The sequence below is a fragment of the Obesumbacterium proteus genome (assembly GCF_001586165.1).
In the GTDB taxonomy this organism is placed as follows: Bacteria; Pseudomonadota; Gammaproteobacteria; order Enterobacterales; family Enterobacteriaceae; genus Hafnia; species Hafnia protea.
The window spans coordinates 2,739,877-2,760,938 of sequence record NZ_CP014608.1; the positions used below are offsets into that span (position 1 = coordinate 2,739,877).

At 49.6% G+C, this 21,062-nt stretch carries 22 protein-coding genes and 1 other annotated feature; of the genes, 4 read left to right on the forward strand and 18 right to left on the reverse strand.

Going from position 1 to position 21,062, the window contains the following annotated elements; all coding sequences use genetic code 11:
* The first annotated feature begins 19 nt into the window (after positions 1-19).
* The gene (locus tag DSM2777_RS13025) at positions 20-1,195 is read left to right on the forward strand and encodes a M20 aminoacylase family protein (RefSeq protein ID WP_061554167.1); all 1,176 of its coding nucleotides are present in this window, start codon (positions 20-22) and stop codon (positions 1,193-1,195) included.
* A gap of 27 nt (positions 1,196-1,222) precedes the next feature.
* On the opposite strand, the gene DSM2777_RS13030 is transcribed toward DSM2777_RS13025, so the two are convergent.
* The 12 genes from DSM2777_RS13030 to hisL all read right to left on the reverse strand — a co-directional run bounded on the left by DSM2777_RS13030 (position 1,223) and on the right by hisL (position 11,707).
* Positions 1,223-1,489 (reverse strand): DksA/TraR family C4-type zinc finger protein, encoded by a 267-nt coding sequence (locus tag DSM2777_RS13030; RefSeq protein ID WP_040045834.1) that lies wholly within the window; start codon positions 1,487-1,489, stop codon positions 1,223-1,225.
* Positions 1,490-1,560: 71 nt separating this feature from the next.
* The gene (locus DSM2777_RS13035; protein ID WP_131019550.1) at positions 1,561-2,847 is read right to left on the reverse strand and encodes an alginate export family protein; all 1,287 of its coding nucleotides are present in this window, start codon (positions 2,845-2,847) and stop codon (positions 1,561-1,563) included.
* Positions 2,848-2,981: 134 nt separating this feature from the next.
* Positions 2,982-3,872 carry a VOC family protein gene (locus DSM2777_RS13040; protein ID WP_061554169.1) on the reverse strand — a complete coding sequence of 297 codons (891 nt, stop codon included), beginning with the start codon at positions 3,870-3,872 and terminating at the stop codon, positions 2,982-2,984.
* 482 nt (positions 3,873-4,354) lie between these two features.
* A complete protein-coding gene (gene hisIE, locus DSM2777_RS13045; RefSeq protein ID WP_234555993.1) occupies positions 4,355-4,915 on the reverse strand; it encodes a bifunctional phosphoribosyl-AMP cyclohydrolase/phosphoribosyl-ATP diphosphatase HisIE in 561 nt (186 codons plus the stop codon).
* 62 nt (positions 4,916-4,977) lie between these two features.
* Positions 4,978-5,754: an imidazole glycerol phosphate synthase subunit HisF gene (hisF, locus tag DSM2777_RS13050; RefSeq protein WP_061554170.1), complete on the reverse strand. Its 777-nt coding sequence runs from the start codon at positions 5,752-5,754 to the stop codon at positions 4,978-4,980.
* Complete coding sequence (gene hisA, locus DSM2777_RS13055; protein ID WP_046458044.1) at positions 5,736-6,473, reverse strand: 1-(5-phosphoribosyl)-5-[(5-phosphoribosylamino)methylideneamino]imidazole-4-carboxamide isomerase; 738 nt, start codon at positions 6,471-6,473, stop codon at positions 5,736-5,738. The genes hisF and hisA overlap by 19 nt, the downstream gene beginning before the upstream one ends.
* 14 nt (positions 6,474-6,487) lie before the next feature.
* A complete protein-coding gene (gene hisH, locus DSM2777_RS13060) occupies positions 6,488-7,090 on the reverse strand; it encodes an imidazole glycerol phosphate synthase subunit HisH (RefSeq protein WP_096386968.1) in 603 nt (200 codons plus the stop codon).
* Complete coding sequence (gene hisB, locus DSM2777_RS13065) at positions 7,090-8,157, reverse strand: bifunctional histidinol-phosphatase/imidazoleglycerol-phosphate dehydratase HisB (protein WP_061554171.1); 1,068 nt, start codon at positions 8,155-8,157, stop codon at positions 7,090-7,092. The genes hisH and hisB overlap by 1 nt, the downstream gene beginning before the upstream one ends.
* A complete protein-coding gene (gene hisC / locus DSM2777_RS13070) occupies positions 8,154-9,257 on the reverse strand; it encodes a histidinol-phosphate transaminase (RefSeq protein ID WP_061554172.1) in 1,104 nt (367 codons plus the stop codon). The genes hisB and hisC overlap by 4 nt, the downstream gene beginning before the upstream one ends.
* The gene (gene hisD, locus DSM2777_RS13075) at positions 9,257-10,594 is read right to left on the reverse strand and encodes a histidinol dehydrogenase (protein ID WP_061554173.1); all 1,338 of its coding nucleotides are present in this window, start codon (positions 10,592-10,594) and stop codon (positions 9,257-9,259) included. The genes hisC and hisD overlap by 1 nt, the downstream gene beginning before the upstream one ends.
* A 5-nt stretch (positions 10,595-10,599) precedes the next feature.
* The gene (gene hisG / locus DSM2777_RS13080) at positions 10,600-11,499 is read right to left on the reverse strand and encodes an ATP phosphoribosyltransferase (protein ID WP_004095958.1); all 900 of its coding nucleotides are present in this window, start codon (positions 11,497-11,499) and stop codon (positions 10,600-10,602) included.
* A gap of 56 nt (positions 11,500-11,555) precedes the next feature.
* Positions 11,556-11,681: a sequence feature (His leader region), on the reverse strand.
* Positions 11,657-11,707 (reverse strand): his operon leader peptide, encoded by a 51-nt coding sequence (gene hisL, locus DSM2777_RS24475; protein ID WP_102961614.1) that lies wholly within the window; start codon positions 11,705-11,707, stop codon positions 11,657-11,659. It overlaps the preceding feature by 25 nt.
* A gap of 340 nt (positions 11,708-12,047) precedes the next feature.
* Between hisL and DSM2777_RS13085 the strand changes: the two genes are divergently transcribed.
* Positions 12,048-12,875: an SDR family oxidoreductase gene (locus DSM2777_RS13085; RefSeq protein ID WP_061554174.1), complete on the forward strand. Its 828-nt coding sequence runs from the start codon at positions 12,048-12,050 to the stop codon at positions 12,873-12,875.
* Positions 12,876-12,940: 65 nt separating this feature from the next.
* Here the strand turns inward: DSM2777_RS13085 and rimO are convergent, their stop codons facing one another.
* Positions 12,941-14,257: a 30S ribosomal protein S12 methylthiotransferase RimO gene (gene rimO / locus DSM2777_RS13090; RefSeq protein WP_043492196.1), complete on the reverse strand. Its 1,317-nt coding sequence runs from the start codon at positions 14,255-14,257 to the stop codon at positions 12,941-12,943.
* Positions 14,258-14,421: 164 nt separating this feature from the next.
* Between rimO and DSM2777_RS13095 the strand changes: the two genes are divergently transcribed.
* Positions 14,422-14,961 carry a GNAT family N-acetyltransferase gene (locus DSM2777_RS13095; RefSeq protein WP_061554175.1) on the forward strand — a complete coding sequence of 180 codons (540 nt, stop codon included), beginning with the start codon at positions 14,422-14,424 and terminating at the stop codon, positions 14,959-14,961.
* A 163-nt stretch (positions 14,962-15,124) separates the two neighbouring features.
* Here the strand turns inward: DSM2777_RS13095 and DSM2777_RS24155 are convergent, their stop codons facing one another.
* From DSM2777_RS24155 to DSM2777_RS13120, 5 genes are all read right to left on the reverse strand, one after another.
* Positions 15,125-16,009, reverse strand: a complete 885-nt coding sequence (locus DSM2777_RS24155; RefSeq protein WP_082790878.1) for an AraC family transcriptional regulator — start codon at positions 16,007-16,009, stop codon at positions 15,125-15,127.
* Position 16,010: 1 nt separating this feature from the next.
* The gene (locus DSM2777_RS13105; protein ID WP_061554176.1) at positions 16,011-16,559 is read right to left on the reverse strand and encodes a kinase inhibitor; all 549 of its coding nucleotides are present in this window, start codon (positions 16,557-16,559) and stop codon (positions 16,011-16,013) included.
* A gap of 177 nt (positions 16,560-16,736) precedes the next feature.
* Positions 16,737-17,933 (reverse strand): MFS transporter, encoded by a 1,197-nt coding sequence (locus DSM2777_RS13110; RefSeq protein WP_061554177.1) that lies wholly within the window; start codon positions 17,931-17,933, stop codon positions 16,737-16,739.
* Between the two features lie 405 nt (positions 17,934-18,338).
* Positions 18,339-19,157, reverse strand: coding sequence for an MBL fold metallo-hydrolase (locus DSM2777_RS13115; RefSeq protein WP_061554178.1), 819 nt, complete (start codon positions 19,155-19,157; stop codon positions 18,339-18,341).
* Positions 19,158-19,195: 38 nt separating this feature from the next.
* Positions 19,196-20,089, reverse strand: a complete 894-nt coding sequence (locus DSM2777_RS13120; RefSeq protein WP_061554179.1) for a leucine-rich repeat domain-containing protein — start codon at positions 20,087-20,089, stop codon at positions 19,196-19,198.
* A gap of 219 nt (positions 20,090-20,308) precedes the next feature.
* On the opposite strand from DSM2777_RS13120, the gene DSM2777_RS13125 reads away from it, so the two are divergent.
* Positions 20,309-20,947: a homoserine/threonine efflux transporter gene (locus tag DSM2777_RS13125; RefSeq protein WP_040045850.1), complete on the forward strand. Its 639-nt coding sequence runs from the start codon at positions 20,309-20,311 to the stop codon at positions 20,945-20,947.
* Positions 20,948-21,062 lie beyond the last annotated feature (115 nt).

A 21,062-nucleotide genomic window follows, 5' to 3' on the forward strand; every position in this document is an offset into this window, starting at 1 on the left:
ATCCTCAAAGGTTGAATTAATGAAGAATTTTGACTCCGCAACACTCATCTCCCAGCTACAACGTTCGCAGGCTCAGTTGGAAAATATCCGCCACGAATTTCATGCCAATCCAGAGTTGGGCTTTCACGAAACGAATACCTCTAGCAAGGTGTCTGAGTTGCTCAATCAATGGGGCTATGAAGTTGTTACGGGCGTCGGCGGAACCGGCATTGTTGCGAGTTTAACCCGAGGAACGGGAACAAAATCCATCGGCTTACGCGCAGACATGGATGCATTGCCGATTCATGAAGCCAGCGGGGTGAAATATCAGAGTGCCTGTTCAGGAAAAATGCACGCCTGCGGTCATGACGGTCATACGTCCATGCTGCTGGGTGCGGCGCAGTGGTTGGCGAGCGATAGCGCAAACTTCAACGGTACCGTTCGTTTGATTTTTCAGCCTTCTGAAGAAGATATGCGCGGCGCGCAGGCGATGATTGACGATGGGTTGTTCACACGATTCCCCATCGATGCCGTTTACGGTATGCATAATATGCCTGGGTACCCACAAGGGCATATGGCGTTTAAAGAAGGCGCGACGATGGCCGCGGTGGATAGCTTAACTATCACCCTGACAGGTAAAGGCAGTCATGGCTCAACGCCTGAAAAAAGCATTGATCCGATCGTTGCTGGAGCATCATTAGTGATGGCATTGCAAACTATCGTTTCACGGAATATTGCCGCGCAGGATCAGGCTGTGGTTAGCGTGGGAGCTTTTCAGGCCGGTGACGCAGGAAACGTGATCCCGCAGGAAGCGGTGTTGAGATTAAGCATTCGTTCCACTGATGAAGACGTGCGTAAAAATGTGCTGCAACGGATTCGAACCATTACCGAAGCGCAGGCCGTATGTTATGGCGTAACGGCATCCATCGAAAGCGCGGTGGCGGGCGTGGTGTTGATGAACACGCCGCATGAAACCGCGTTTGCCAAGCAGGTGGCGGTTGAGCTACTCGGCAGCGAGAAGGTTGTGGATATGCCTAACACGTTTATGGGCAGTGAGGATTTTGCGTTTATGCTCAAACATAAGCCCGGCTGTTATTGCATTATTGGCAACGGTGATTCGCCGATGCTGCATCACCCACAGTACGATTTTGACGACCGCAATCTGAGCGTGGGCGCAGCATACTGGGTGGCACTGACCCAATCTTATTTGGCATAACGGCGTGAATGAGTTGAGGTAGTTTGCCTACCTCAACTGACTATCTTTACTGCCTCGACGGTTGTATCCGCTGGCGGCCTGCTGCTTTTTGTCGATTTCCGCCTGACAGTTCACGCAAAGCTGTACTCCCGGCAGCGCCTTGCGCCGTGCTTCTGGGATTTCTGCGCCGCACTCTTCACAAAAATGAGCGCTTTCGCCGTGGCTCAGTTGGCTACGTGCACGCGCAACGGCGTCATCAACCGTAGCGTCAATTTGATCCTGAACTGCCCCATCATTTGCCCAACCACTGGCCATTATTCACCTCCGGTTATTTTTTAGGCTACATAAGTATAGATGGGGGTTTAAGACTCAGGATCAACCACGGCTTAAAAACTCAGCGTTGCAGATGTCATAATGAAATTCATATCCTTTAAATTGGCATGTTTTTCTAAGCTATGGCCAACGTCGAAATAGGCATAGGCGAATTTAAATTGCAGCCATTTTTCAGGCGTCCATTGGGTTGAAATCTGATACTGATTGCCAATAAAGCGGCTGCCTTGTGTGCTGTTTTTAACCGGTTTCATTGGGCCAAGATAAAATCCGTCCTGCTTTTGCTCTCGCCACATCGCATCCCAGCTAAGATCAACAGAGATCGTATCCGTTGGCGTTAGCGTGACTGACGGATGAATATCGATCAGGTTAGCCGGAGCCACCAATCCGTTTTCGGTCAAATAAGGCAATTTAGGGTACATGGCATTGAAGGTATTTAGTTCGCCGTCGTGCGGATTTTTGTCGCCGCTCGCTATCCCAATTTTGCCGCCGAAACGTGGCCGCCATATCCATGTAGACGCGGTATAGCCCGCATGCGCTGATGCGGACCACGCTTGAATCGTGTGTGATGCGCCATTAGGTGAAAACTCACCAAATTGATACGCGGCCTCATTATCCCAATCAAATCCCGCCGCAGCGCCGAAAATTCGGCTGCCAACGGTATAGCGGCGTTCACTGCCGCTGCCCTGCGTGTAGGTGGAATCGTTGCTTTCGAAGCCAAAGGTGTAGAGATCGATAGAAGAGGCGAGTGGGGCTACCGGCGTTGTGGCATATAGCCCCCAGATTTTTTGGCTATTGTCGGTGTCATCATCAAAACTGCCTTTTTTGATGTTCACCGGATGGCCAATAAATGCATCTACGCGATTTTTGGGTGTTGCCCAACTGGCGCGAACCGCATCGAACGAGCGACGCACGTTTGCTCCGTCACGCGTTCCCATCAAATGCAGTGAGCCGAGGGGGATCTCTTGCCGTCCCACCCGCAGCGTACCTAGACCCGCGTCGGTAGGTAATTTTAAATCGATGTATCCTTGCCCGACATAGGCGTGATCGTCATCCGTTGGCTTGCGTCCCTGATCGCGCGGCGTGGCAATCGACGAGCCAAGCTGAACATAGGTTGATAAATAACGGCCATAGTCGAGTTTGGAACCCAGCAGAAAACGCTGCATGAAGGTGCTATCTCGCCCTCCGCCATGGGCGGCCAGATCGCGTTGATCGCTCCATTCGTAGCGTTCACGCAGCGAGCCGTCGAAGGAAAGCGTCGCATTGTCAGTTAATGCGATCTGCTTCCATGCTGGTGATTCTTCGGCATGCAGATAAGGTGAGTGGACAATCGTTGTTAGCATCGTTGTTGCAACCAATGCCGGGAACCATCGATAAGATCGAAATTGATAAGAGTGTTGTTTATTAGATTGTGGCATGGGGATCGCTTGCTGAGGTCGCGATGCCAAATCAAGTTGGCATCGCGATAAGATAAAAATTATTTGGTGTCTTGATGGATTTCCGCAATATAGCCGCCAGGGAATTGCACCACGGCGCTAGCTCGTTTTTCGCCTGCGACCGACTGCCATAGGATTTTTGCACCGCTGGCCGTTGCTTTGCCGAGGGTTTCACTCAGATTAGCGACGCCATAGCCGGTACGTTCCTGCCCGAATGGATAGTTCAAATGTCCATCGGTGACAAAGATGCGGGTTTTTCCGAAGGCCGAGGACAAATTAACCACGCGAATAGCGCTATTTTTCTCACCGCCAATTACGGTAGCGCTTTGCTGTGAATCATCGACGACTTTGCCATTAGAGAATTTCTGATAGCTTTTAATAAAATCATCAACGCGATAGCGTGAAAGATAAATACGGTTTTCAGGAATAAAGCTCAGTGGCTGATAGTTAGGTGCTTTGGTATGCCAATACAGTTGCATATTGACGCCGCCCGGCCACTGAACAACAGCGTCACGACCAATAGGATCGTTAAATGGCTCTACGATTACGTCGGCTCCGGCTTTTTTGGCGCTCGCTATCGCGGCATCCATATCAGTGACTAAGAAACCATTACGTTCGTTGCCAAACGGATAAGGTACTGGTGTTTGAAAATCAAATACGGAAAAGCTTCCCGATGGCGTTAAGATCAACTGAGAATAGGTTTTGCTCGGCGTAGGGGTGACATCCGCTAAGACGCCCTGGGTCGCGCTTCCACCAAAAGTTTTCAGAATACTGTCGACGAAAGTATCCATTTTTCCCGGCTCAGCATAGACGTGGGTGGTGTCGTATTGCGGGCCTACGCCGATATCCGCCGCCCAACTGGCCGGAGATAAAGTCACTGTTAATGCCGAAGCGACGGCGAAGTAGATAGAAATACGCGCGGTTTGATTCATTTCAGTCCCCTTAATATTAAATGTTTGATGCTACCGGTTGAGTGCACTGCCGATGAACTGTTTATAAAATGCATATTACGGAGAAGTGAAATGAAGGATAGACAGTAATTTTTAACGTTTAATTAAAAATAACTAGGGTAAAATAGAGTTGTAATTAACGAGGTTAAAGAGTGGGCGCTGGCAGAATAGTTGAAAATAACCACGACTCGGGATTTAGCAGAATGACGGTCTAGGAATAGTTCTAAAAAGTATTTTTTTTATTTTGAAATTTTAATTTTATTAATGGCTTAGTGGTTCTAATTTCATTTGATAATAGGAGGGGAAGCGCCTTTCTCATCAAGCATAATTTTAGTGCTGCATTGCGATCTGCGTGAGTTGGCTAATATTTTGCGTTTGGGGGCTATTGGGATATGGATATATGCAGTTTGTAACGTCATCAATAATATGATGACGTTACAAATATAGACAGTTAAATACCGCGATTATTTCTCGTGCCGTTGACGCAGATTATTAATCACTGCGCTTAGGTCCAGATCTTGATCCTGTAGCAATACCATCAGGTGATATATCAGGTCTGAAGCTTCATTCACTAATTCGTCGCGGTCGTGCACCGTGGCGGCTAACGCGGTTTCCACGCCTTCTTCTCCCACCTTCTGCGCGATACGCTTGGTGCCGCTGGCGTATAGGCTCGCGGTATAAGAGCTTTTCGGATCGGCATTTTTACGCTCTGCCAGCAACTGTTCTAACTGGAACAAAAATGCCCAGTCGGAGGCGGCAGGAGAGAAACAGCTGCTAGTCCCTTTGTGACAGGTTGGGCCCTGAGGCTCCGCCAGCACCAGCAACGTATCGTTATCGCAGTCAGGCGTGATGCTGACAACGCTGAGGAAATGGCCTGAGCTTTCGCCTTTGGTCCACAGGCGCTGTTTGGTACGCGAGTAAAATGTTACGTGGCGGCTACGATTGGTTTCATCGAGTGCTTCGGGCGTCATATAGCCCAGCATCAGCACTTCGCCGGATACCGCATGTTGAACGATCGCAGGCATCAGGTTATCGACTTTGTTCCAATCTAATTGTTCTTTTTGTTGTTCAGATAAAAAGGATTCTTTTAACACAAGCGGATCTCCACACCTTGTTGCGACAGATAACGTTTCAAATCGCCAATATTGATAATTTGTTTGTGGAACACCGAGGCGGCCAGCGCGCCATCAACGTCGGCGTCGCGAAATGCTTCAAGGAAGTGCTCTGGTGTACCCGCACCGCCGGAGGCGATCAGCGGCACATGACATACGTCGCGGATCAGTTTTAGCTGGCGCAGATCGTAGCCGTTGCGCACGCCGTCTTGGTTCATCATGTTTAACACGATCTCACCGGCACCACGCTTTTGCACTTCTTTAACCCAATCAACCGTTTGCCACGTGGTGGCTTTGGTACGCTGCTCGTCACCGGTGAATTGATACACCTGATAGCTGTCGCTTTCGACATCAAACCATGTGTCGATCCCCACCACGATGCACTGCACGCCGAAGCGGTCGGCGAGTCGAGAAATTAAATCAGGATCGGCCAGCGCAGGGGAGTTGATGGAAATTTTATCGGCGCCAAAGGTTAAGATTTGCGAAGCATCTTCAATGCTTTTGATCCCGCCAGCGACGCAGAAGGGAATATCAATCACTTCTGCTACGCGTGATACCCAGCTTTTATCCACGACGCGCCCATCGGACGACGCGGTGATGTCATAAAATACCAGCTCATCGGCACCTTCCTGCGCGTAGCGCTGAGCCAGCGGTACGATATCGCCGATAATTTCGTGGTTACGAAACTGAACGCCTTTGACCACTTGGCCATCGCGTACGTCCAGACAAGGAATTATGCGTTTTGCCAACATGCGATAGCCTCTTTCACGGTGAATTTTCCTTCCAGCAGGGCGCGCCCCACAATAACGCCTTGAACGCCGCTGCCGCGCAGAGCTGCAATATCTTCTAGGCTACCAATGCCGCCGGATGACTGAAACGCTACCTGCGGATAACGCGCACACACTTCTTGATACAGCGCCACGTTGGAGCCGCTGAGCGTGCCATCGCGCGAAATATCGGTGCAAAGCACATGCTTGAGGCCATAAGGCAGAAACTCATCGACGATTTGTTCAAGCGTGACGCCGGAATCTTCCTGCCAGCCGCTAACCGCAATATTTTTGCTGCCGTCAGCCGCGATGCGCACGTCGAGCGCCAGAACCAGCGCATCGGCACCAAAACGGGTAAACCACTGTTTCACGACATCAGGTTGACGCACCGCCGTTGAGCCGATGACAACGCGTGCAGCGCCCGCTTCAAGCAGCGCCGCAACGTCGTCTTCACTGCGAATGCCACCACCGACCTGCACGGGAACGGAAACACCGGCCAGCAGTTTGCGCAGCAATGGGATCTGGCGCGCTGCCGGATCTTTGGCACCGGTTAAATCAACCAAGTGCAGAACTTCACCGCCTTGTTGCTGATAATCTTGCAGGCGCGGTAACGGATCATTGCCATAATCACGTTGCTGGCCGTAATCGCCCTGATGCAGACGCACTACTTTTCCGTCGATAAGATCTAATGCGGGAATAATCATTGGCGTGCTGCTCCTTAAAGTGACAATTCCAGAAAGTTTTTTAACAGCTGAGCACCGGCTGCGCCGGAGCGTTCAGGGTGGAATTGCACACCGAAGAAATTGTCTTTTTGCACCGCAGCGCTAAATGGCGCGCCGTAGTTCGCTTGCGCGATGGTGTTTTCGCATACGGGATAGGCATAACCATGCACAAAATAGAAATAGGCACCGTCTTCCAGCCCTTGGAACAGGCGATGACCGGCGAGAGCGGACACTTGGTTCCAACCCATGTGCGGCAAAGGCAGCCCATAATCTTTCATGGTTTCGACGGGAGTATCGATAATGCCTAATGTGTCGGTATTGCCTTCATCGCTGCGGCTAGCCAGCAGTTGCATGCCGAGGCAGATCCCCAAAACGGGCTGAGTACAGGCTTTGATCAGCTCAATCAGATTGCGTTCACGCAGCTGTTGCATGGCGGCTTGTGACGTTCCCACTCCGGGAAGGAATAGCTTATCAGCGGTGAGGACCACATCGGGTTCACGGCTGATTTTTGGCTCATAGCCTAGCCGCTGAATCGCATATTTCACCGAGGATAAGTTGGCACAGCCGGTATCCAGAATCACAACGTTAGTGTCGGCCATCATAAAACCCCTTTCGAACTTGGCAGGGTATCGCCCTCAACGCGAATGGCCTGACGCAGCGTGCGGCCAAAGACTTTAAATAAGCTCTCTACGCGGTGGTGATCGTTTTTCCCTTTGGTTTTCAAGTGCAGCGTGATCCCCATGGCATAGGCCAGAGATTGGAAAAAGTGCTCAACCATTTCGGTGCTGAGATCGCCTACCCGCTGGTGGGTAAACTCGGCCTTATAAACCAGATAAGGGCGGCCAGAGATATCCAGCGCGCAGCGCGCCAAACATTCATCCATCGGCAGCACAAAGCCAAAACGGGAAATGCCACGTTTATCGCCTAGCGCTTTTTTCAACGCTTCGCCTAAGGCCAGCGCGGTATCTTCCACGGTGTGGTGATCGTCGATATACAGATCGCCTTTCACCTCGATGTTCATGCGGAAGCCGCCGTGAGTGGCAATTTGATCGAGCATGTGATCAAAGAAGCCGACGCCGGTACGAATGTGGCTTTCACCTTCACGATCGAGCCACACGTCGACGTTGATTGCGGTTTCACGCGTAACGCGGTTCACCTGCACATGGCGGTCGCGTTTAGTCAACTCTTCGGCGATCTGTGCCCAACCGCTATTTTCGGCGTTGTAGCGAATGCCTGTGATGCCCATATTTTCAGCCAGCTGAACGTCTGTTTCACGGTCGCCAATGACGCGTGAGGCTGCATAGTCCATCACTTCAGGATTCAGATACGACTGCACCAGCTCGGTTTTTGGCTTACGGCAGGTGCAGTTGTCGGCGGGCAGATGTGGACAAATCAGCACGTCATCAAAGACCACGCCTTGTGAGGTGAAAATTTGCATCATCAAGTTATGCGGGCCGTCAAAATCGGCCTGCGGAAAACTGGCTGTGCCTAAACCGTCTTGATTGGTGATCATCACCAAACGATAACCGGCCTGCTGTAGTTTCAGCAGGGCAGGAATAACGGCAGGTTCAAACGCCAATTTGTCCATGCGGTCGACCTGAAAATCAACCGGTGGCTCGCTAATTAGGGTTCCATCACGGTCGATAAAAAGAAACTTCTGGCTCACACGGCCTCCTTGCTGAATTCTTTAGCGGCTACGGCATTGGGAAAAGCGCGCAGGGCTGCAATCACTTGGTTGTTTTCTGCCTGGGTGCCTATGGTGATCCTTAAGCAGTTAGACAGGCTAGGTTGTTTGCTTTGATCTCGTAAGATAATGCCTTGATCCCAGAGCGATTTAAACACCGCCGCGGCGGCAGAACAGCGAAAGACTAAATAGTTGCCTTCGCCGGGATAAACGGCTTCGACGCAGTCGCATTCGGTTAGGGCTTTTACCAGCAGTGCGCGGTTTTCTAGAATGGTTTGCACCCGCTGGCGCATCGCTGCCACACCGTCTGGAGAGAGCGCCTGTGCGGCGATATCGGCAACCGGCGTTGAAAGAGGATAAGGTGCAATCACTTTCAACAGCAGGGTGATCATTTCAGGGCTGCCGAGCGTGAAGCCACAGCGCAAACCTGCTAAAGCAAACGCTTTAGACAGGGTACGTAATACGACCATGTGCGGGAACTCAGTCAGCCAAGGCACCAGCGTTGCGTACGGCGCGAATTCGATATAGGCCTCATCAACGGCCACGATAGCTTTTCCTGCGGCCAGCTCTAACAGCTGGCGTAAATCGGTTGGGCTAAGCAAGTTGCCGGTTGGGTTATTAGGGCTACAGACGTAAATCAACTTCACGCCAGCCAGATTTTGTTCAATGGCCGGTAAATCCAACTGCCAGTCTTCACGAAGTGCAACCGTGCGGCGTTCAACGCCAAAGGTTTCAGCGCTTACGCCGTACATACCGTATGTCGGCGGGCAATACAGCACCGCATCCTGACCCGGTTCACAGAATGCACGGATCAGAAGCTCAATGCCTTCATCGGCGCCACGGCTGACTAAAACCTGATCGGCGTTGACGCCCGCGTAGGACGCATAGTTATTAATCACGGCCTGTGGCTGACATTCTGGATAACGGTTAAAGGTATCGGTACTGAGCTGATAAGCCGTGCCAATCGGATATTCGTTGGCGTTTAACCACACGTCGCCTTTACCGCCCAGACGGCGAGCAGACTGATAAGGCACTAATTTGCGCACGTTGGCGCGGGCCAATTCATCAATGCTGGAGCTCATTAGTTTTTCTCCTTCTGCTGAGACTGGAGCGCAGCAACGCGCAGGGTGACGGCATTTTTGTGGGCGGTGAGTAACTCTGCCGCCGCCATCGCTTCAATCACCGGCGCTAAGCCAAGTAGGCCATCGGCGCTAATTTGTTGAACGGTCATGCGTTTTTGAAAATCAGCTAAACCGAGGCTGGAGTAGGTGGCGGTGTAGCCGTAGGTTGGCAGCACGTGGTTAGTTCCAGACGCGTAGTCGCCCGCCGATTCTGGCGACCAGTCGCCAAGGAACACGGAACCTGCGCTGGTGATTTGGTCGATCCACTGGCGCGGCTCGCGAGTCTGGATAATCAAGTGTTCAGGGCCATAGCGATTGCTGATATCGATACACTCCGCTAATGACGAAGTGACAATCAAACGGCTTGAGTCCAGCGCCTGACGGGCGATGTCGGCACGTGACAGGGTTGCCAGCTGTGCTTCCACTTCAACGGCGACGCGTTTAGCAATTTCGGCATTGGGCGTGAGCAAAATCACCTGTGAATCAGGGCCGTGTTCGGCCTGAGACAGCAAATCAGCTGCGATAAATGCCGGAGTCGCTTTTTCATCGGCGATGACCAGAACTTCAGAAGGCCCCGCGGGCATGTCGATGGCCGCGCCGTCGATGCTTTGACTTACCTGACGTTTGGCTTCGGTGACGTAAGCATTGCCCGGCCCAAAAATTTTATCCACTTTAGGGATAGACTCGCTGCCGAAAGCCAGTGCAGCAATAGCCTGAGCGCCGCCGACCTGAAACACTTCGGTGATGCCACACAGCGAGGCAGCGTAGAGGATTTCGTCGGCAATCGGCGGTGGCGAACACAAGACTACGCGTTGACAGCCGGCGACGCGCGCCGGAATACCGAGCATTAATACGGTGGATAGCAGCGGTGCAGTACCGCCGGGAATGTATAAACCGACCGACGCCAGCGGACGGGTGACCTGCTGGCAACGTACACCAGGCTGCGTTTCGATATCAACCGCAGGCAAGATCTGGGCAACGTGGAATTTTTCGATGTTCTTGGCGGCCTGCTGCATCGCCGCTTTGATCTCTTCGCCTAAACGGGAGGCCGCTTGATCGATATCGCGCACGCTGACGCGCAACGTGGCGATATCCACTTTATCGAATTTGGCGCTTAGCTCACGTAGAGCTACATCGCCGCCGGATTTAACCTGTTGCAGAATATTGGCCACGCTGGCGCTAATGGCGTCAGACGCGGCGACCGCTGGACGTTGCAATAGCGCTTGTTGCTGCTGCGCATCGCATTCGTTCCAGAAAGTGATGTTGTTAAAGTTGGTTTTCTTATCAGCAGCAATCATCGCTATTACTCCATCATTTTTTCGATTGGCAGAACCAGAATCGAGCTAGCACCCAGAGATTTCAGCTTTTCCATGGTTTCCCAGAACAGGGTTTCACTGCTCACCATGTGCATGGCGACACGGTTTTGGTCACCGGCCAGCGGCAGTAATGTTGGACGTTCAGCCCCCGGCAACAGCTGAATAATTTGTTCCAGCTTGTCGCTTGGCGCGTGCAGCATGATGTATTTAGATTCGCGAGCTTGAATAACGCCTTGAATACGGGTCATCAGTTTGTCGATGAGTTCTTGTTTTGCGGCTGGCATTTCGCCATCGCGTTGGATCAGGCAGGCCTTGGAACGATAAATCACCTCAACTTCGCGCAGACCATTGGCTTCTAAGGTTGCGCCGGTAGACACCAAATCGCAGATCGCATCGGAAAGGCCAGCGCGCGGTGCGACTTCCACCGAGCCGTTCAGCAAGCATGATTTAAAGCGGATATTTTGTTTATCGAGATATTGCTTAAGCAGGTGTGGATAGGAAGTTGCGATGCGGGAATCTTGTAAACACTGCGGACCGTCGTAAGGAACGTCTAACGGCATCGCCAATGATAAACGACAGCTGCCGAAATCCAAGCGACGCAGCGTGAAGTAGCGCGGATCTTCGCCCTGAGCGCGGCGGCTCAACAGCTCTTCTTCCAAAACGTTCTCGCCAATGATGCCCAAATCAACAACGCCATCCATCACTAATCCAGGGATATCGTCATCGCGAACGCGCAGAATATCGATAGGCATGTTTTCAGCGAATGCGATCAAGCGTTGCTGCTGAAGATTAATTTTAATGCCGCAGCGCGCCAGAAGTTCCTGAGAGTCTTCGCTCAGGCGACCGGATTTTTGCATGGCGATACGTAAACGAGTTTTGTCTAACATGTGGCTTCCCTTAATAATTTTTAAATTCTGTGATGTCATTTAGCGATCTTTGGGCAACAAAAAAGCCCTCGGAAGATAATCTTCCGAGGGCTCTCTTTTGCGTTCTGCGCCACTGGAAGATTGTTAACCGTCTTCCAGCACTCATCGGCCTGTCAGACTAGTCAGGATGATGGTGATGATGGTGGCTGAACTGAACGCGAGTAAGCATTTTTTGTAATCCAATAATTTGGCAGACACGATTGTCTGCGTTAACTGTAAATTAACCTAAACCAAATGCAGGGGGGATGGCAACCCCTTTTTTGTGGTCATTTTTTGTTTTATCTATTGTTGGCACAGAGCGAGAAAAGTTTAATATTTCGTTTTTGTTTCATTTACCCAGCATGATTGATTATTACTGACAATACTTTACTGCACGATATAGCGTGGAAATTGTATAAACAGAGAGAGTGGCGTAGCCTGATTTATATGAATAAATTGTTTTCCATGCATAATTCATCGAAATAAATAGTGCGATCAGATCGCAGGTCATGCGCATTGAGAGGGCCGTAATGAAAAAAATATCAATAGTAGGACTTGGTTGGGTTGGTATGCCGTTGGCCCTATCTTTGCTGGGGCGCGGCTATCAGGTGGTTGGCAGTAAAACCACGTCCGACGGCGTTGAGGCTGCACGGATGAGCGGGATCGAATGTTATCCGTTGGTGATGACGCCTGAACTTGAGTGCGAGCAAGACGATCTCGAACAGTTGCTCGATGCCGATGCGTTAGTGATTACGTTGCCGGCCAGCCGTAAGCCAGAAGAGGGCGAGCGCTATTTGCATGCGGTTCAGCTTTTGGTGGATAGCGCTTTGGCGCACAACGTTCCACGGATTATCTTCCTCAGTTCTACCTCGGTTTATGGCGATGCCGTTGGCACCGTGAACGAACGCTCTGAGCTGCAACCCAATACCAGCGCTGGCCGTACGTTAGCTGAGTTAGAAACGTGGCTGCACGATTTGCCAAATACCTCGGTTGATATTTTACGCTTGGCAGGATTGGTTGGCGCAGGGCGTAATCCGGGGCGTTTTCTTGCGGGGAAAACAGGCATTTCTGGTGCCAACAGCGGCGTGAATTTGGTGCATCAGGACGATGTGATTGCGGCTATTCAAATGCTGCTCAAACTGCCGCAGGGTGGGCATGTTTATAACCTGTGTGCGCCGATCCATCCGACTAAAGCTGAGTTTTATCCGCCTCTAGCGCGGGCTTTAGGACTGGAGCCACCGCAGTTTGCCGATGAAGATAAGCCTTCGCAGGGAAAACTCGTGGATGGTAGCTTAATCAGCAAAGAATTAGGCTTCGAGTATCAGTATTCGAATCCGACGTTGATGCCATTGAATTGATATGCGCTTCACGTAAAAAAGCCTGTCATTTGACAGGCTTTTTGTTGCAGAACTCAGCGTGTTTATTAGGCGCTAACGCTGCCCCACATATCGTATTCATCAACGTTTTCGATGGTGACGTTAACCACGTCGCCGATCTTCAACGTGGTTTCACCGTTGAGGTAAACCGCACCGTCGATTTCAGGTGCATCAGCCATGCTGCGGCCAATAGCGCCTTCTTCGTCCACTTCATCAATGATAACGGGAAGGGTTAGGCCAATTTTGTCTTTCAGACGCTGGGCTGAAATTTGCTGCTGAAGCTGCATAAAGCGGTGGAAACGTTCTTCCTTCACTTCCTCCGGCACTTGGTCAGCCAATTCATTGGCGGTGGCACCTTCAACTGGGCTGAATTTGAAACAGCCAACGCGGTCGAGTTTCGCTTCAGTCAGGAAATCGAGCAGCATCTGGAAGTCTTCTTCGGTTTCACCTGGGAATCCAACGATAAACGTCGAGCGCAACGTGAGCTGCGGGCAAATTTCGCGCCAGCGTTTAATGCGCTCAAGGGTGCGTTCTACTGCGCCAGGGCGCTTCATCAGTTTCAGGATTTTTGGACTGGCGTGCTGAAGCGGGATATCCAGATACGGCAACACTTTGCCTTCTGCCATCAATGGAATAACGTCATCAACGTGCGGGTAGGGATAAACGTAATGTAAGCGAACCCAAACCCCGAGTGAAGAAAGCTGCTCGCACAGGCCGATCATGCTCGTTTTCACCGGCTGTCCGTTCCAGAATCCGGTGCGGTGTTTGACGTCAACGCCGTAGGCTGACGTATCCTGCGAAATAACCAGCAGCTCTTTGACGCCCGCATCAACCAAACGTTTTGCCTCATCCAATACGGAACCAATTGGACGGCTGTCCAGATCGCCGCGCATGGATGGAATGATGCAGAACGTGCAACGATGATTGCAGCCTTCGGATATTTTCAGGTAAGCGTAATGTTTAGGCGTGAGTTTGACACCCTGTTCTGGCACCAGACTGGTAAACGGATTATGCGTTGGTTTTGGCACATACTGGTGTACGTGTTCAAGTACGGCTTCGTAGCTGTGTGGACCAGTGATTTCCAAGACTTTAGGGTGAACTTCGCGGATCTGGTTCTCTTTTGCCCCTAAACAGCCGGTAACAATCACTTTGCCATTTTCGTTGAGCGCTTCACCGATAGCCTCTAACGATTCTTGCACGGCGCTGTCGATAAAACCGCAGGTGTTCACGATAACGAGCTCGGCGTCGTCGTAGCGGGGGACTACATCATAACCTTCGGTGCGCAGTTCGGTCAGAATACGTTCGGAGTCTACTAGGTTTTTCGGGCAGCCCAGAGACACAAAACCAATACGCGGTTGGTGCATATATTACGCTCACAAAATGTTCAAAGAAGAAAAACGGCTGCGATTTTACACGGGAATTTATTTTGCCTCTAGTTTTTATCATGATGGGTGCTTAGGCTAGATAAATTCGTCGTGATGTTGTCCGACATTTGGCGGCAGAGTGACCGATTTTTAAGGATGCATAGATGGTAATGCTCGAAACTCAAAGACTAATCATGCGGCAAATAAATGAATCAGACTGGGCGTTTTTCAGCGATCTTTACCGTGATCAGGAAGCCATGGCGCTGATTGCCGACACGCAAACAGAACAGCAGATTTTGGCTGCTTTCGAGAGCCGCTTACCTGAATGGCGCAAAGAACTGCCCCAATGGTTGTGTTTGGTCATGATTGATCGGGACTCGGGTCAGCGAGTGGGATTAACCGGCTTTGTTTCCGAATGGATGCCACATCGTATAGCTGAAGTCGGTTTTATCATTTCTCCTAGATTTCAGCGCCAAGGCTATGGCAAAGAATCTCTCACTGCGCTTATTGATTTTGCATTTTCACAATGCGGCTATCACAAGCTAAAAGCGGTGGTGACTTCAGGTAATGACGCATCGCGGGGATTGCTCATGCGCAGCGGCTTTCAGCAGGAAGGCTGCTTAAGACAGAATTATTTTCTACAGGGAAAATGGCATGATGACTGGGTTTTCGGCTTGTTGGCCGAGGAATATAGCAGGGGCTAACCCCTGCTATATCTTGATTCGATTAAAAAATTATCCTTAGTGTATGACTTGATTTTTTGGACAACCCAGCACGAAGCCAATACGCGATTGGTGCATGTATTACGCTCACAAAATGTTCAAAGAATCATCGCGGCTGCGATTTATACGGGAATTTATTTTGTCTCTAGTTTTTATCATTGTGAGGAGGCATCACTGGAGTTAAATTCAAGACTTGGTCGGTATTATTATTTTTATTTGGATTGCTATGCAGTTTCATTGCTTGCCGCAATGCGCTTGGTGTGAGGACAAAATGTTGAGCAAAACGGGCGCTAAAACGTGAGGCGCAGCTGTATCCTCCCTGAAATGCGATTTCTCCAATGCTGTGTGTACTGCTTTGTAGTTCATATAGCGCTTTTCCCATACGAACGCTTTCGAGAATGGAGCGAAAACCTTGATTTTCGGCTGCCAAACGTCGCCTCAGCGTTGAACTCCCTAAATGTAATTGCTGAGCAACATCATTAACGCTCCAGCTACGAGCGGGATCTCTGAGTAAAACCTGCTGTACTTGAGCTGTGAGAGGATCATTTCTATTCCGAAATAATATTTCGCCATGCCCAGAAAGTGATAATGCTAATAATACGCCGTAAAGCTGGTGCTGTTGGAGCTGCATTGGAGTGCCAGCTTGTAACGTATTTAATAGCCCCTGCCACATCAGTTGAATATTGCCATCAAAGGGAATACACAATTGGCTCATGCTGGGCTCTAATGTTGCAGGGGAGTACAATTGTCTAAATTTACGCAGCAGGAGTTCGGGGACATATATCATGTCTGAAATATATAATCCTTGCCGTGGTGTATTGGCGATGCTTATCTCAGCCCCAGCAGGGAACAGAATGAGCGAATGAGGGGTCGCTATTTCAACGTGATCCCCCCATTGCACTGTTTTGCTGCCGACACGAACATGACACAACGCAGGTGTGAATAAAGTGATTCTATGTAAGCTATGAGCGCAGCGTGCGATTATTTCTTGGTTAGTTAATCGTTGTTCAGTGTGGCTGATTGCATACATATTATCGCCCGTAGTTTGGAGTAAGTTCCGCGCGAGCTAAGACGTTTTCATTCAGCATGAAACCCACTAAAGCGCCGCTGGATTGGTTATCAATCGGTAATTTATCAGTTTTCAATGCCCAGATGGTAAAACGGTAGTCGTGTGGTTTATCGCCCGCTGGCGGGCAAGCACCGCCGAATCCGGCATAACCAAAATCATTGCGGCCTTGAACTGCGCCAGTCGGCATGTTTTTGCCATTTTGAGCTCCAGCATTAGCGGGTAAACTTCGAATATTGGCTGGAATATTTGCTACAGTCCAATGCCACCAACCACTGCTAGTTGGAGCATCAGGGTCGTATGCCGTAATGGCAAAACTCTTTGTGCCAATGGGAGGATTCGTCCAGGATAGTTGCGGTGATGTATTCTTTCCATCACAGCCAAAGCCTTTATATATCTGCGATAGTTTTAATGAATTGCCGTTCTGCATATCAGCACTGTGTAAAGTAAAGGTCTGGGCATATGCGCTTAAAGATGAAACTGTTAGCGCTATAGCTAAAATAGTTTTGTTCATTTTATGTCTCCCGTGGTTTGTATGAATACAATAACCAAAGAGAAAGACGTGAATTATGCAGAAACGCTCTGATCATATGCAGGAATGTGCATTAGGTACGATAAGCACAAAGATTTACACATTACTCATTTTTGAACAATGAATAGCAGGGGCTAACCCCTGCTATGATTCGATTTATTATTCAGCTAATTTCCTTTTCACAAATAGCTGAACGCAAAGAAGAAGCACCAATATTCCGGCGATAACCAGCAAATGCTCGATGCGGAAATGATCGGCAAGCGGGCCGAACAGCACCATACCCAGCGGCAAAGCGCAGCAGTTGGCGACCTGCACCAAGCTGAAAATTCTACCGTGCATTTCGGGTATCACTTTCTCCTGTAGCAGAGAAGTCACCGGCGCGTTAAAGCACGGCATGGTGATCCCTATCAGGAAATTAAAAGCCAGATAAATGCTGAATAGGGGCGCACAGCCCAGTGCGATCATGAAAAAACCATAGGCACCGCCAGCGAATAAGGTGGTGCGTAGGCGACTGGAAAATCCTCCCCACATCGCAATCAATATCCCGCCCGCAATAGCGCCGCTGCTAAAGGCCATTTCATTGATGGCTAATCGCCATGCCTCTGGGCCAAACGAACGGCTGACCATCAGGGGCGTCATAAATGCCGCAGGACTTATCAAGATCATCATGGCGATCAAGAACATAATCAGATAGCGGATAAACGGGTTTTGTCGCAGATAGTGGAAACCTTCACCGATAGCCTTGATGGTTGATTTATCGTCAAGATTGTCGTTTGTGAGTTTGGCGAGCTTTAACATCGACATCAACGCTAAGCCAATTGCGGCGGTAATGATGTCGGCGAAGAAGATTTTCTCGATAGAGAAATAAGCATACAGAACGCCACTGGCCGCTGGTGCAATCAGCATATTCAACGAACTTAAGGTGCTGTTGATTCCATTTATTTTTATCAAACGGTCCTTCGGCACCAACTGAGGAATGATCGCATTCACGGTTGGAGTTTGAATTCCCGTACCAAAGGAACGAACGGCCAATACGGCAAAGATCAGCCATAGCGGCTTGTATCCTAAGATAAATGAAACAGCCAGCAGCAGCGTCACCAGCGCGATAACCGCATCTGAAATCATGCTGACATACTTGCGGTTATAGCGGTCTACCCACACTCCGGCAAACAGCGAAATAATGAGCTGAGGTAAAAAACCGCACAGCGTCGAAATGGTGATCATCAGCCCTGAGGAGGTGGTCAGCGTGATATACCAAATAATGGCGTATTGCACGATGGATGAGCCAAGCAGAGTTACTGTTTGGGCTGAGAGGAAAAGGGTGATGTCCTTTTTCCAATGAAGTTGTTGCGTCATGGTATTGATACTCAAGTTTTTTCGATAAAAAAGCCGGTTCGCACTGCTGGCGGCCCGGCTTAAAGATTGTCTATTTCAACAATCCGTCACGGATGTTTTGCAACATCAAGGCCACAGATAAAGCGTGGCAAGAGACATAAACCCTTAATTTCAGCTAGCAGAAAGCGACGTAACTAAACGACAGATAACCTGCTGGCTGATGAAGAGTTTAAGCAGCGGATGGCTGCTGATTAGGCTCCGAACAACGCTTCATCTTTCGATTGCGCGGAGCTTCGTCTGGTGACGGACTTTTTGAAGTAGGTACAAACCATGAAAACACTCGATACCAAGAGATAAATTCTCTTTAGATTAGGTGCGAATTATATCTTCGGAATATGGTTTGGGCAAATCGTGGCCTTTTGATGGCTACTCGAGGCTGAGAATATCGCCGGTATTCAGTGGTTGGGCGTTTAACCAGAGGCGACCCCAGCCACCGGTACAGTGGCAGCCATAAATGAGGTTGATTTTTTGCTGTTGGAAATAGCGTCGGGTGCGGAGCATCTCTGGCAAACCAGCGCTGCGTAAATGCAGACCGCCGATAACGGCGCTGACTTTTTCTTCACCGGCGATCTGCTTGGCATAGTCAATGATATCGCAGATGCCTGAATGCGAGCAGCCCACAATAATCACTAAACCTTGGCTTCCACGCCAGATCAAACAGCTATCGTCTCTGACATAGTCAGTTTCATAACCCGTATTATTTTCAATTAAGCCGAAGCGTTTATTGGGATTGCTGCGGGGGATCTCTCCGGCAAAAATAAAGCGCGTGCCGATATTCACCTGTTGGCGTGAAAGCTGAAAGGGGAAATGGGTTTGCAGCTGCGTTTTGTTATTTTCAGGAGATATCTTTTTTATTTTAATGGCGCGAGAGCCAATGAATCCCCCCGCGTAGCGAGTGAGAAACACATCGGGGTGACAAATGACCTCTGGCTTGTGCGGTGTGTAAGGGATCAGAAAGGGGAGTCCACCAAAGTGATCGTAATGCCCGTGTGAAAGTACCACGGAAGAGGTGGTGCTTAAATCTATTCCTAAGCGTTGTGCGTTATGGCAAAAACGCTGATCCTGCCCCGTATCAAATAGTATCCGTTGTTCGCCATCGTCCAGCCATAAACTTAATCCTACGCCGCTGTTTAAATTAGCGTGACGAGTGTGATTTTCTAGCAGAACCGTAATCTTAAGCGACATCTGTTATTTGTCCGCACAGTTGATAACGACTCACCAAACTAGATGTGAATCAGGCAGCCGTTTTCTTCGAGCTGAGCCAGCCGCGCCGGATAGTGGCTAAATGAATTCCAACGCAGATCGAGTCGTTTAAGATTCTTGAGCGTATAGATACTGTCTGGTAACGACGTGAGATTGTTTGCCCGCAGATCCAGCGTTTGTAGCTGGGTAAGAGCGGCAATACTTTCTGGTAATTCAGACAGGCTATTAAATCTGAAATTAAGATCCTGCAAACGGCTTAATTGCGTTAGGGCATCCGGAATCGATTTAATGCGGTTACCCGATATATTTAGCACGCGTAGCTGAGTGAGCTGATTGATTTGGTCTGGGAACTGGCTGAGATGATTGTTCATTAAGTGCAGTTCTTTGAGATTGGTCAGCTCACCAATCTTTTCAGCAAACAACGCTATTTTATTATTGTATAAGCGCAGCTCTTCTAAGGCGTGCATGGAAAAAATGGTTTCAGGGATGCGGGTGAGATGGTTATCCGTAATATTCAGGTAGCGCAGATTATGTAACGCTGACAACGTTGCTGGAATATCGTTGAGCTGGTTATTGCTTAAATAGAGATAGACCAATTCAGTTAACTGCCCGAGCGTGCTGGGCAATTCAGATAACTTATTATGTCCGAGGTCGAGCATTTCCAGTGCGCGAAGCTGCCCAATAGAGTCAGGAATATGTGCGATTTGATTACAGGATATATTGAGCACCTGTAGCTTCGTTAAGCTGTCAATTTGCTCGGGATAGTGACGCAGCTGGTTGTTATAGACGCTAAGCCCCGTCAGCCCTTCATCCAATTTAATATTATCAATCTGCTCAAGTTGTTGATTATCAAGATTGAGAAACCGCGCGTTAGGCTGTTCAGTCGATGTTATTGAGCGTTGGTGTAATAGCATAGGGATGAATCCAATGAGTGAGGCTGGCAGAGGAGAACACTGTAGCCAGTTTGCCTCGCGATGGAAAGAAAAGGGGAGCAAAACTGAGGGTTCACAAGGATAAAATAAATCCGATGGCGTGTTGATAAACAGTGAGTTGGCGCACGTTGTTACGATGAATAGCTTCTCATAATGCCACTAACCATCATGTTACTTACGTTGACGAACTCGGGAAGAATAATGGAACCATTACATGCGGTTTGGGTCACTGTTGGGTTGTTTGTTCTCACCTTTTTTAATCCGGGCGCGAACCTTTTTGTGGTGGTTCAGACGAGCCTATCTTCTGGGCGACGTGCGGGTGTGCATACAGGATTAGGCGTGGCGCTGGGCGATGCGATTTATTCGGGTCTTGGCCTGTTTGGTATGGTGGCCTTGATGACCCAGTTTGAAAGCCTGTTCTCAATCATCAAAATAGCAGGCGGTGTGTATCTGCTCTGGTACGCTTACGGCGTTGTCAAAAATCAAAATGATATACAAATTGGCGCGTTGCATACGCTGGTTCCCGGCGAAGGTGCGGTATTTTTCCGCCGTGGACTGATTACCGATCTTTCTAACCCACAAACTGTGCTGTTTTTTATCAGTATTTTCTCAGTAACGCTGAGCGCTGAAACGCCGACTTGGGCTAAGTTATTAACGTGGTTTGGCATTGTGATGAGTTCGGTCATTTGGCGTATTTTCCTCAGTCAGGCTTTTTCTCTCTCGGTGGTACGCCGTGGTTATTCCCGCATCCAACGCGTAATTAGCAAAGTGATCGGTGCCGTTGTCGGGGCGTTTGCGTTGCGCCTGATTTACGAAGGTGGCCGCGAGCTTAGCCGTTAACGCGAGCTAGCCGTTAAATAGCATCACAGGGATAAGCCGCAACGCCTATTGATATTTCAACTATGCTGTTATTGGGCGAAAGACAGATATGTTGCGGGATGATAAGTATGACTAA

What these genes read in the sequence shown, in the direction of transcription:
- DSM2777_RS13025 (WP_061554167.1), top strand. Translation starts at nt 20, where the DNA reads ATGAAGAATTTTGACTCCGCAACACTCATCTCCCAGCTACAACGTTCG.
- DSM2777_RS13030 (WP_040045834.1), bottom strand. Translation starts at nt 1,489, where the DNA reads ATGGCCAGTGGTTGGGCAAATGATGGGGCAGTTCAGGATCAAATTGAC.
- DSM2777_RS13035 (WP_131019550.1), bottom strand. Translation starts at nt 2,847, where the DNA reads ATGCTAACAACGATTGTCCACTCACCTTATCTGCATGCCGAAGAATCA.
- DSM2777_RS13040 (WP_061554169.1), bottom strand. Translation starts at nt 3,872, where the DNA reads ATGAATCAAACCGCGCGTATTTCTATCTACTTCGCCGTCGCTTCGGCA.
- hisIE (WP_234555993.1), bottom strand. Translation starts at nt 4,915, where the DNA reads ATGCCTGCGATCGTTCAACATGCGGTATCCGGCGAAGTGCTGATGCTG.
- hisF (WP_061554170.1), bottom strand. Translation starts at nt 5,754, where the DNA reads ATGTTGGCAAAACGCATAATTCCTTGTCTGGACGTACGCGATGGCCAA.
- hisA (WP_046458044.1), bottom strand. Translation starts at nt 6,473, where the DNA reads ATGATTATTCCCGCATTAGATCTTATCGACGGAAAAGTAGTGCGTCTG.
- hisH (WP_096386968.1), bottom strand. Translation starts at nt 7,090, where the DNA reads ATGGCCGACACTAACGTTGTGATTCTGGATACCGGCTGTGCCAACTTA.
- hisC (WP_061554172.1), bottom strand. Translation starts at nt 9,257, where the DNA reads ATGAGCTCCAGCATTGATGAATTGGCCCGCGCCAACGTGCGCAAATTA.
- hisD (WP_061554173.1), bottom strand. Translation starts at nt 10,594, where the DNA reads ATGATTGCTGCTGATAAGAAAACCAACTTTAACAACATCACTTTCTGG.
- hisG (WP_004095958.1), bottom strand. Translation starts at nt 11,499, where the DNA reads ATGTTAGACAAAACTCGTTTACGTATCGCCATGCAAAAATCCGGTCGC.
- DSM2777_RS13085 (WP_061554174.1), top strand. Translation starts at nt 12,048, where the DNA reads ATGAAAAAAATATCAATAGTAGGACTTGGTTGGGTTGGTATGCCGTTG.
- rimO (WP_043492196.1), bottom strand. Translation starts at nt 14,257, where the DNA reads ATGCACCAACCGCGTATTGGTTTTGTGTCTCTGGGCTGCCCGAAAAAC.
- DSM2777_RS13095 (WP_061554175.1), top strand. Translation starts at nt 14,422, where the DNA reads ATGGTAATGCTCGAAACTCAAAGACTAATCATGCGGCAAATAAATGAA.
- DSM2777_RS24155 (WP_082790878.1), bottom strand. Translation starts at nt 16,009, where the DNA reads ATGTATGCAATCAGCCACACTGAACAACGATTAACTAACCAAGAAATA.
- DSM2777_RS13105 (WP_061554176.1), bottom strand. Translation starts at nt 16,559, where the DNA reads ATGAACAAAACTATTTTAGCTATAGCGCTAACAGTTTCATCTTTAAGC.
- DSM2777_RS13110 (WP_061554177.1), bottom strand. Translation starts at nt 17,933, where the DNA reads ATGACGCAACAACTTCATTGGAAAAAGGACATCACCCTTTTCCTCTCA.
- DSM2777_RS13115 (WP_061554178.1), bottom strand. Translation starts at nt 19,157, where the DNA reads ATGTCGCTTAAGATTACGGTTCTGCTAGAAAATCACACTCGTCACGCT.
- DSM2777_RS13120 (WP_061554179.1), bottom strand. Translation starts at nt 20,089, where the DNA reads ATGCTATTACACCAACGCTCAATAACATCGACTGAACAGCCTAACGCG.
- DSM2777_RS13125 (WP_040045850.1), top strand. Translation starts at nt 20,309, where the DNA reads ATGGAACCATTACATGCGGTTTGGGTCACTGTTGGGTTGTTTGTTCTC.